General features: G+C 63.6%; 7 protein-coding genes. 4 read left to right on the top strand and 3 right to left on the bottom strand.

Annotation, left to right across the window (positions count from 1 at the left end; genetic code table 11):
• Nucleotides 1-452: 452 nt before the first annotated feature.
• Entirely contained in the window at nt 453-2,153 is a 1,701-nt protein-coding gene (locus N5096_RS03170) for a tryptophan--tRNA ligase (RefSeq protein ID WP_267662884.1), read from the top strand.
• A 475-nt stretch (nt 2,154-2,628) separates the two neighbouring features.
• On the opposite strand, the gene N5096_RS03165 is transcribed toward N5096_RS03170, so the two are convergent.
• Nucleotides 2,629-2,991 (bottom strand): DUF5518 domain-containing protein, encoded by a 363-nt coding sequence (locus tag N5096_RS03165; protein ID WP_267662883.1) that lies wholly within the window; start codon nt 2,989-2,991, stop codon nt 2,629-2,631.
• Between the two features lie 137 nt (nt 2,992-3,128).
• Between N5096_RS03165 and N5096_RS03160 the strand changes: the two genes are divergently transcribed.
• The gene (locus N5096_RS03160; protein WP_267662882.1) at nt 3,129-5,135 is read left to right on the top strand and encodes an ATP-binding protein; all 2,007 of its coding nucleotides are present in this window, start codon (nt 3,129-3,131) and stop codon (nt 5,133-5,135) included.
• Between the two features lie 22 nt (nt 5,136-5,157).
• Here the strand turns inward: N5096_RS03160 and N5096_RS03155 are convergent, their stop codons facing one another.
• Both N5096_RS03155 and N5096_RS03150 read right to left on the bottom strand, forming a co-directional pair.
• Nucleotides 5,158-6,066: an acetamidase/formamidase family protein gene (locus N5096_RS03155; protein WP_267662881.1), complete on the bottom strand. Its 909-nt coding sequence runs from the start codon at nt 6,064-6,066 to the stop codon at nt 5,158-5,160.
• 42 nt (nt 6,067-6,108) lie between these two features.
• Nucleotides 6,109-6,351, bottom strand: coding sequence for a hypothetical protein (locus tag N5096_RS03150; protein ID WP_267662880.1), 243 nt, complete (start codon nt 6,349-6,351; stop codon nt 6,109-6,111).
• Nucleotides 6,352-7,540: 1,189 nt separating this feature from the next.
• Between N5096_RS03150 and N5096_RS03145 the strand changes: the two genes are divergently transcribed.
• Nucleotides 7,541-9,184, top strand: a complete 1,644-nt coding sequence (locus N5096_RS03145) for an ATP-binding protein (RefSeq protein WP_267662879.1) — start codon at nt 7,541-7,543, stop codon at nt 9,182-9,184.
• 819 nt (nt 9,185-10,003) lie between these two features.
• A partial coding sequence (locus tag N5096_RS03140; protein WP_267662878.1) for an ABC transporter substrate-binding protein occupies nt 10,004-10,669 on the top strand: 666 nt, incomplete at its 3' end.

Raw genomic sequence — 10,669 nt, 5'->3', positions numbered from 1 at the left:
CAACCGACTCATTACACAAAATTGAATCTATAACGGTAAATAGTTTCGCACGACCGTATCAAAGGGGCAGCCGCGAGGGCGACGCAGGCGACGCAAGCACTGGAGGGAGCGAACAGAGTGAGCGACTGAAGCGCGCAGCGAGCGTGCGTCGCCCTCGCGGGTGGGGCTTTGGGGGTGTTCACCCTCGATCTGTTATTATCTGCTTATAAACGCTCGACTGGAGCTTTGGAGACGTTTGCCGTCGATACGTAGTCAGCCATTTCTAAATGGTCGACTGAGGCTTCGCGAGGATCCCCTGCGCCATCGACGGCGACTACTTATAAATAAACTGCCAGCAGTGAGACGATGTCACCGATCGACCCACGACCGCGGTCGTTTCAGTACCCAACCCCGCGTACCACGTATTGACGCGCAAGCGAACGGTTTTTGCGTCGACCGACGGGAGAGGACGTATGGACGAGGACACCCCCGAAGAGACGGGGCCGTCGGCGCCGACGGGCGGTCCCCGCGACGAGGCCGCGGGATCGCCCCGCACCGACGGCGGGACGGAGCGCGCGGACGGACCGGCCGACGAGGTCGCGCTCGACCCGTGGGGGTCGGCGTCGGTCGGCGACTACGCCGACCTGTTCGAGGAGTTCGGCATCGAGGCGTTCGACGACGTCGCCGACGACGTGGCCGACCCGCACTACCTGATGCGCCGCGGCGTCATCTTCGGGCACCGCGAGTACGACGCGGTCGCCGAGGCGATGGCGAACGACGAGCCGTTCGCCGCGCTCTCCGGGTTCATGCCCACCGGCGACCCGCACATCGGCCACAAGCTCGTGTTCGACGAGATCATCTGGCATCAGCGCCAGGGCGGTGACGCGTTCGGCCTGATCGCCGACCTCGAGGCCCACTCCGCGCGAGGGATGTCGTGGTCGGAGATCGACGAGCACGCGCGTAACTACCTCCTCAGCCTCCTCGCGCTCGGCTTCGACGCCGAGGCGGGCGAGATCTACCGCCAGTCGGACAACCGGGAGGTGCAGGACTTGGGATTCGAGCTCGGGTCGAAGGCGAACTTCTCCGAGTTCGAGGCCATCTACGGCTTCGACGGGGAGACGAACGTCTCGCACATGCAGAGCGTGGTCACCCAGACCGCGGACATCCTCTACCCGCAGCTCGTCGACGAGCCGAAGCCCACCGTCATCCCGGTCGGTCCCGACCAGGACCCGCACGTCCGACTGACCCGCGACCTGGCGACCCGGGTGCGCTACTTCAAGGTGACCGAGGCGTTCGCTTCCTTCGAGCTCGACGACGACGAGCGCCAGCTCGTTCGGGCCGCCTACGACGCGCTCGCGGCCGGGAGCGACGGCGACGCCGAGGTCAACGACGCCGAGACCGACGTGCGCTGCGAGGCCGCCGCCGAGTGGCTCGCCGACTACGAGCCGCCCGAGCCCGACCGCGACGACGCCGGCGGAGACGCCGCCCCCGGCCTCGACCTCGCCGCTGCCAAGTCGACCGCCCTCGACAAGCTCCGCGCGGGCGGCAAGGAGCCGCTCCGGCCCCGCGTGCGCTTCTTCGACCGCAACGCCACGGACGAGGCGTTCGAGGCGTTGATCGAGGCGGTCGGCGGCGAGAAGCGCGTCTTCGACGGCCACGTCGACGCCTTCGAGATGACTCGCAGCGAGGCCGAGGCGGTCGCCCGCGAGGTCGAGATCGACCACGGCGGGTTCGGCTTCCGGCAGCCCTCCTCGATCTACCACCGGTTCATGACCGGGCTCACCGGGGGGAAAATGTCCTCTTCGATCCCGGCGAGCCACATCTCCCTGCTCGACGACCCTGAGGACGGCTACGACAAGGTCCGGTCGGCGACCACGGGCGGCCGCGACACCGCCGAAAAGCAGCGCGAACTGGGCGGCGAGGCCGACGAGTGCCCCGTCTACGAGCTGTACGCCTACCTGCTCGCGGGCGACGACGACGAGCTGACGAAGACCGTCTACTCCGAGTGCGTCAACGGCGAGCGCCTCTGTGGCGGCTGCAAGGAGCAGGCCGCGGAGCTCATGCGCGAGTTCCTCGATGACCACCAGGAGAAGCGCGAGGAGGCCGAGGAGCTCCTCGACGACCTCGACATCGACCTCGACTCCGACCGGCGCGGTACCGGCGGCGAGCACTGAGGCGGCTCCGCTCGGCGTCGCGAGGCGATTCTCGCACACTCCCTTTTTAAATAGAGGTGCGGTCGGCGCGCGCCTCCGAGCGGCCGCCCTCGGCGGCCGCGAGGAGCGCGTGCGAGGGAGTCGCGAACGCGCGAACGGAGTGAGCGACGAGGCTGGGGAGGCGTGAGGTGCGGGGCTGTGCGGTGCGGGGTGGGACTCAAAGGGGCAGCCGCGAGGGCGAAGGCGCGCGACGCAAGGACCGCAGGCGCGAACGAAGTGAGCGCCGAGGACCGCAGCGAGCGCACCGAGCCCTCGCGGCTGGGGCTTTGGTGGTGTTCTCCGCCGATCCGAATTCGGCTATTTATAAGTGTGCGGCTGGAGTCTTGAAGATATTCTCCGGCGACCCACAGTTGGTCATTTATAAGCGAGCGACTGGGGCTTTGGTGGTGTTCTCCGCCGATCCGAATTCGGCTATTTATACGTAACAGCGATCGACTTACAGCTCGTTTTTCAAATACACGCCCAGCAGGCCGCCGAGCGCGCTCAGTATCACGCTGTAGGCGACGCCACCCAACACGATGACGGCCGCGACGAGGACGATCCCCCCGGCCGCGAGACCGGCTTCAAGCGGGAACCCGAAGACGCCCAGGAACGGAAGGATCACCAGCGCGAGCAACAGCAGCCCGACGATCGGGATCGACGCGATCGCGCCGGAGAGCGCGCCGACGCGCAACCCGTCGTCGCCATTTAAGTACCCGGCGACCGCGCCGCCGAGGAGCGGTGAGATACCGGTGAACGAGAGGAGGGCCGACGCGATAGCGCCGACGACCGCGTTGAGGAGGGTGTTCTCGGTGTCCATGCGCGGGCAGACTCCCGGCGGCGGCATACGTCTTGCGAACCTCGGAACACGCCTGGCCGCGATCGACGCGACCAAACGACTCCACCGGTCGGCGACCGAGGCGATAGTTTATGAGGCGGGCGCCACCTCTCACGGGTATGAGCGAGGAGGAGACGATCCACGTCGCGGACGTCAGCGAGGGGATCGGCGGCGACGCGACGGCGGACCCCGGCTCGCCGGTCGAACTCCCGGTCGTCGACGTGCTCACCGGCCGGTCCTTCATCACGGGCAAGAGCGGGTCCGGCAAGAGCAACACCGCGTCCGTCGTGATCGAGAATTTGCTATCTAACGGATTTCCTGTGGTCGTGGTTGACACAGACGGTGAATATTACGGTTTAAAAGAAGAATATGAAATTCTTCACGCCGGCGCCGACGACGAGTGCGACATCGTCGTCTCCCCCGAACACGCCGAGAAGCTCGCGAACCTCGCCTTAGAGCAGAACGTCCCGATCATCCTCGACGTCTCCGGCTACCTCGAAGAGGAGACCGCCAACGAGCTCCTCCTCGAAGTCGTCAAGCAGCTGTTCGCGAAGGAGAAGCGGATGAAGAAGCCCTTCCTGCTCGTGATCGAGGAGTGCCACGAGTACATCCCCGAGGGCGGCGGGATGGACGAGACGGGCAAGATGCTGATTAAGGTCGGCAAGCGCGGGCGGAAGCACGGCCTCGGCATCGTCGGGATCAGCCAGCGCCCGGCGGACGTGAAAAAGGACTTCATCACCCAGTGCGACTGGCTCTGCTGGCACCGGCTCACGTGGGACAACGACACGAAGGTCGTGGGTCGGATCCTCGGCTCGAAGTACGCGAGCGCGGTGGAGGACCTCGCTGACGGCGAAGCGTTCCTGATGACCGACTGGGACGAGTCGATCCGCCGGATCCAGTTCCACCGCAAGCAGACGTTCGACGCGGGCGCGACCCCCGGGCTCGACGACTTCGAGCGCCCGGAGCTCAAGTCGGTCTCCAGCGACCTCGTGGGCGAACTCCAGTCCATCTCCGACGAGGAGGAGCGCCGCGAGTCCGAGCTCGCCGACCTCCGCCAGGAGCTCGACAAGCGGGACCAGCGGATCGCCGACCTCGAACGCGAGCTGGAGGAGGCCCGCGACCTGAGCAACATGGCCGACCAGTTCGCGCAGGCCCTCCTCGGGAAGGCCGAGGCCCCCTACCGGGGCGGCGGGGGGGCCGCGGCCGGCGGCGAGCGGTCGGCGGTCGGCGCCGCCGGGGGTGCCGGGAACGGCGGAGGCGACGACGCGGGAGGCGGCGGAGGCGACGACGCGGGAGGCGGCGGAGGCGACGACGACCAGTCCGTGCTCAAGTCGTACGACGAGGCGGTCGCCGCGACCGAGGACGGCGGCGAGGAGTCGGACGCCGCCGACGCGGACGGGGTCGCTGCGAACGCCGATGAGGCCGCCGTCGCCGCCGGTGAGGGCCCCGAGGACCCCGACGGGGCGCCCGACGACGTCGAGCCCGTGACGCGCGCGGACGTCGCCGAGAGCGCGCTCCGCTTCGACGACGCCGTCGAGCTCGGCACCCGTGAGGCGGTCATCGAGGAGCTCCGCGGCCGGATCGAGGCGCTCCCCGAGCTGTCGCGTGGGATGCTCCGGCACTACCGCCGTGAGGGGGTCAGCGACCCCGTCGCCGCTCACATCGACGCCGGCGGCGACGGCGACTCCGGGCACGCCTACAGCCGCCATCGACCGGTTCGACGGGCGGGACTCATCCGGCACGCCGGTCGCGGGCACTACGCCTACGCCGTTCCGGACCTGATCCGCGAGGCGTACGCCGATCGGCTCGACGAGGCGAGCGTCCGCGAGATCGTCCGAGCGGTCGAGACCGCCTTCGTCCCGCCGGCGGAGCGGAGCTACCCGCCGGACGCCGATCCGGCCGAGGTCGACGTCGGAGACGGCTCCGGGGAGACCGGTCCCGAGGGCGAGGGCGGTTCGGCCGACGGCGACGCCGCTATCGGCGAGACCGCCTCCGAGGACGGTGGCGTCGTCGATTCCGGCGACGGCGACGCTATGGGAGCCCGAGAGGAGGGGGAGCGACCGACGAGCGCCCTGAGCGACGCCGCGCGACGCCTCGCGGATCGTGGCAGCGCGACGGACGAGTGACCGGTCAGTACGGGACTGAAAGTCAGTACGGGACCGAGAGGTATTCGCTCGGGACCGCGTTCCGCGCCGTCACTTGCGGGTCGACAACCTGACTGATCTCCAACCCGCCGACGAGACTGGAGAACAGGTACGCCTCGGTTCGGGAGAAGCCGTGCTCGTGCGCCAGCAGCCCCACGATATCGCGGTTCGCGAGCTCGACCGCGTCCTCCATCGTCTCGGCGCTCGCGATCGCCTTGACCGCGTCGCCGGTGTCGACGAGGGGGCGCTCGAGCGGGACCTCAGGGTCCTCGATCACGGAGAGGGTCACGTCGATCTCGGTGGCGATCTCGGCGCCGGTCCCACACATCTCGCCGTCGGCCATCGCGGCCTTCGAGTCGCCCATCGCGAGCATCGCGCCCGCTTGGAAGACGGGGAAGTACGCGGTCGTCCCGGTCGTCATGTCGGTCGTGTCGAGGTTGCCGCCGTGGTCGTCCGGCGTGAGCGTCGACACCGGCCCCTCGGCCGTGGCGACGCCGATCGTGCCGATCACGGGGTCGATCGGGACGTCGAGCCCCTCGAACTCGATCCGACTGCCGCCCTCGTCGTCGCCGTCCTCTCCGCCCTCGCCGTCTTCTCCGCCCTCGCCGCCGCCGTCCCGGACCTCGGTGATCCGCGTCGCCGGGTGGTCGATGTCGGGGTCGTCCCGCAGGAGGCCGAATCCGGGCGCCGTGAGGACGCGTCCGCGGTCCTCGGCGACGCGGACGTCCTCGATCTCGACCGCGAGTACGTCGCCGGGGCTCGCCCCCTCGACGCCTATCGGGCCGGTCGCCGCGTTCACCGCTTCGGGGATGGCGTCGAGGAGGTCGTCGTCGGTCTGGACCGCGCCGTTCAGGCTGTCGACCGTCTCGATCGTGAGCGACTCCCCGTCGGCCGCCTCGTAGACGGGCTCCATCTCGGGTGCGAACTCGTAGAGGAGGCGGCCGACGGGCGCTATTCAGGTGTCGCTACCGGGCTGGTCCCGCTCGGGTCGACGGGGAACCGGGTGGTCGAACCGTCCTGGAATCATGCCGGTCTCGATATACTCCGTCCCGTCCGCGTGGTCGACGGCGGGCTGGATGTACGGATACGGGCCGTCGGCGGGGGTGTTCCGTGCGCGGTCACCGACCGTTTCCACGAGGCCGCTCGCGTCGTACTCGACCGGCGAGTGGGAGTCGAGGTACGCTTCGATGACGTCCACGGGGATCGTACCGTGTTCGACCCGAACATCGCGGAACGGAAAGCCGTGACAGCCTCCCCCGCCTTCAGGCGGGGGAATCCCGAGCGTTGGGAGTTTCAGGTTCGCAACCATGAATCCGCCACTTTGCGGGAATCCGTTTAATCCAGTCGTCGTGGTCGGTGGCTGACTGGCGGTGCCAAACCGCCGTTACTCTTATCCTCGGCATCTCTGACCCCCATCTGTTGTTTTGCCAGCAGGGAGTCGCTGACACGTCGTCAGACTCAGAGGTATCGTGACGCTTGCTCAACCAACGGGCACGAGACGAACCCTTCAGGGATTCGTGTTCACCGGTCTTGGCGCTTCGGATACTGTCTCATTAGTGGCGGGTAGACCGCCTTCGAAGGTCGTTCGGAATCGCTCCATTCTGACCTGACCGTACCTGTATATACGATGTAATGATGATCAAAAGCACGGATTGGAAACCCGAACTGTCGTCAAACGTGGGCTCTTGAACGTACTGCCGGATTCATCCTGCGCGTAAAGCCGCAGGTATTCTCCTTGATTTTCTATAACTTCGGACTGAACGGAGAGTACCAGTGAACTACCCTGACCTACCGCGCTCGGGGCTACTCGCCCCTCGCTTGTTGAGGACAGGGCTTCCTGTTTCTGCGTCGGAATTTATACCCGACGTGGGTACAGGGATTCCAGACTCCGCAGGCGACTTCCCTTCACGGGTGGTTCGGAGTGTCCCATTCCTACCGGATGGACACTCAGCCACAACCGAGGGTGCGCGCTTCTTGTCGCGCTTGAACACCACCGGAAGCGTGGTGAGCATCGTACTACCGATATCGACCGCAGGGGTAGTAACGCTATGCCGTGTAGTGAAAGTAAAACGATGACGGCGCTGTATCCCCGCTCTACTCGCTCACTTCGTTCGCTCCTTGAGGACGGGGGCTTAGCGCCTATAGTCAGCTAACAATCAACCGAGGGGGTCTGCCCGCCCACCTAATCGGACAGTATCGGGATTCCCCGATTCCACGCAGAAAGCACCCTTTCTGTTGTGGAACTCGGGGTGCAGTCAGCAAAAGTATCTCCAAATCCCATGCCCGGATAGGAACCGGAGCTTGATACACAAGCACGTCCGCTGAAGTAGATAAATTGTCTGGCAAAGATGATTTGCATGACTACAGTAAACCCAGGGCCTACTGAGATGGAAGACAACGATTCTATAGAGGACGTCTATGAGGACAGCGTCACGGTTCAATCTGATCCGTTTGGCTCGTTCGAGTCTTTTCGTGGCTATCACGAGGAGAAACGACAGCTCTGCAGGACGGTCGTCGAACCGGCTGGGTACGACCGGTATGTGACAACATCTGTTCTCCTCCTCGGCGAGCACGCTGATTGTCAGACAACGACACTAGCGAAAGGGGTCACTAGTAAACTTGGAAGTGAGTATACTTTCTTTGAGATAGATTCGGTTTACAACGATCTCATGGGTGAAGAGGACAATATTGAGGCAACACTAAACGCTGCGAGATCTCGTGAACCGGGTTTCGTTCTTTTGACCTGCCTCGATGAGCATGGATTTGGTGAGGAGGAGTATGAATCGCTTCGGACGCAGATAGAGTCAATTCAACAGAGCCACGACCGAGTGACCGTGGTCTGTACCGCACAGAACCAAGATCTCGATCTCACAACTCACGATTCGTTATTTGAGGTCACCATCGAAGTTCCCAAACCCGGCGAGAAGTTTCGTCGTGGGACTCTCAACACAGAGCTGGAACGTGCTGAAACTGCGGGGGTGATCAAATCAACACAACTGGATGTAGAAGCGCTATCTGAGCTCGATATAGCAGACCTCACCCTACAGGAACTTCGAACAGTGATAAAGCGGACTGTGCAGCGGCGGCGACGCGCAAGCGATGCGGAGAAGCCGACAATCACACCCTCCCATATTCAGGATTCGATCAAGATTGTCGAAGCTGAGAGACTCGAAGAGTCTGTGGGAAGCCCGCTTTTTGCCGAAGACGACACTGACCAGTTTGAACCTGAGATTCCGTCGGTGACTTTTGATGATATCGGTGGACTCAGAGGCGAAAAACAACGTCTCCGAGAAGCGGTCACCAAACCTGTGGAGTATAGTGATACGTTTCGTCAGGCTGGCTACTCAGTTGGGCAAGGCATCCTGTTACATGGACCGCCAGGTAACGGTAAGACGATGCTTGCAAAAGCCGTTGCTAACGATTTGGCCTATCAGTTCCTCTCAGTGAAAGGGCCCGAACTGGAACAACCACTAGTTGGTGTCTCTGAAGATCAACTGCGCGAGTTGTTCCAGACTGCCCGCGAACATGCACCCAGTGTGATCTTTTTTGATGAATTTGACTCGCTGGCCCCAAGTCGGAAGACCGATACGCCAGTCTGGAAAGATGATCTGGTTAATACATTGCTCTCGGAACTTGATGGGCTAGAACCGCTCGCTGACGTAATCGTGATGGCTGCCACCAACCGGCTTAACGAACTTGATGATGCGGTACTTCGTTCCGGACGTTTTGACACGTTCATCGAAATCCCCTCACCATCACTTGAGGAACAAGTGGAGATATTTGCCGTCCATATCGCCGACCTTCCGGCCGCGGAAGACGTTACCACTGAGTGGTTTGGATCACTCCGCTTGTCGGATCTCTCCGGTGCAGATATTATGGCTGTCTGTCGCAAGGCCCTCGAATTCGCCGTTCGCGATTTCGATGCCGGGAGTACCCAGCGGCTCGTAGTAACCCGAGCTAATATCCAAGCGGCGGTTGAGCGACTTCGATCTGAACTCCAAGAGTCGCAGTGGTCTCAAGGATACCAGTGATCGCTACTCAAACGAATCGGCTACGTCGGGATGGTAGACGTGTTTCGGTATCAATGGGGATACGGTGGTGTCGATACGCTAGACGAAAGCTTCGGAGACGGTCAGTTCAACTATATCATCCGATGACGGAGAATCGAGGAGAAAGCCCCGTGCTGTAGCCCGGGGATGAATCCGACAGTCGGCTACACAAGCTACCAAGGATGGAGTTTTGAGTTTGGCTTCCCTCCATTTCTCTGGGGTTCAACCGTACTATACGGTGATGGTCTTCCCCACGCACGGCACGACGGTTTCACCGTCAGACGGTCTTCGACCAGCGACCGTAGTGGGTAACAAAACCAGAACCAGTCCACCACGTCCTCGTCATAGAGACGCGAATGGCGGTACTCAGCCGGCTGAATACCCGACCGTGGAGGGAATCGGCATTCCAGTTGAAGCATCCAGCGCGTCTGTATGGGAAGGCCCCGTTGACAGGGCTGTACCTGTTGCAACGTACGTCTTCGGTGACAATTGGACAGCTACCGTCGAAAGGTCACGCGAAAGCGTTCTTGAACCCCGAGGAAACACGGAACCTCAAACTCCACTTCGTGGAATCTTCGCCCCTTAGCGCGGGGAGGACGTCAACGCATGCTACCACGGTCCTAGACGATCGTTCGTGTCAATACCGCTGATCGTCACCGAAATGCCAGATTACTGTACGGACGGTGGTTTGCGGCAACGAATAAAATGGTTTTTAACACATCAAGCGTACATGTGGATATGTCTCATCCCGACAACGGACGAGCACGATCGGCAGCGACTCGCCGACGAGTCCTCGCCGCGATGGGCGGCGCGAGCGTCGTCGGTCTCGCGGGTTGCGTCGGCGGCGACGACGGCGGCGACGGCGACGGCACGGCCGAATTCGTCGCGTCGGCAGCCGCAAACCCCGGCACCTTCGACCCGACGATCATCACCGACGCGACCTCCAACTCCGTCGTCGGCACGATGGCCTACGAGCGACTGGTCGCGCTGACCTTCGACTACTCCGAGTTCCGCGGCGAGCTGGCGACCGACTGGGAGCAGGTCGACGACACTACCTTCCGGTTCCAGCTCCGCGAGGGCGTCACGTTCCACAACGGCGACGAGTTCACCGCGGACGACGTCGCCTTCTCGATCAACCGGACGAGGGGCACGACGAACGCCGCCGACGTCTCGTTCATCGAGAACGTCGAGGTCCTCGGCGACTACGAGGTCGAGATCACGTCGACCGACCCCCACGCACCGTTCCTGAACGACCTCGCCGCGGTCCCGATCCTCACGAGCAAGACCGACGCGATCAGCGAGAACCCGGAGCAGGACGAACACAGCTTCACCGAGCAGACCCTCGGGACCGGTCCGTGGGAGCTCGAGGAGTTCTCGGCCGAGGACCGCGCCGTCCTCGTCCCCTACGAGGACTACTGGTACGACGGCGACGAGCACCCCGGCACGGCGCCGTGGGACCAAGTCACC

Origin of the sequence: Halorubrum yunnanense (genome assembly GCF_026586675.1) — an archaeon.
GTDB classification, from domain to species: Archaea; Halobacteriota; Halobacteria; order Halobacteriales; family Haloferacaceae; genus Halorubrum; species Halorubrum yunnanense.
This window is presented reverse-complemented; position numbering and strand designations above follow the sequence as displayed.

What these genes read in the sequence shown, in the direction of transcription:
- N5096_RS03170 (WP_267662884.1), top strand. Translation starts at nt 453, where the DNA reads ATGGACGAGGACACCCCCGAAGAGACGGGGCCGTCGGCGCCGACGGGC.
- N5096_RS03165 (WP_267662883.1), bottom strand. Translation starts at nt 2,991, where the DNA reads ATGGACACCGAGAACACCCTCCTCAACGCGGTCGTCGGCGCTATCGCG.
- N5096_RS03160 (WP_267662882.1), top strand. Translation starts at nt 3,129, where the DNA reads ATGAGCGAGGAGGAGACGATCCACGTCGCGGACGTCAGCGAGGGGATC.
- N5096_RS03155 (WP_267662881.1), bottom strand. Translation starts at nt 6,066, where the DNA reads ATGGAGCCCGTCTACGAGGCGGCCGACGGGGAGTCGCTCACGATCGAG.
- N5096_RS03145 (WP_267662879.1), top strand. Translation starts at nt 7,541, where the DNA reads ATGGAAGACAACGATTCTATAGAGGACGTCTATGAGGACAGCGTCACG.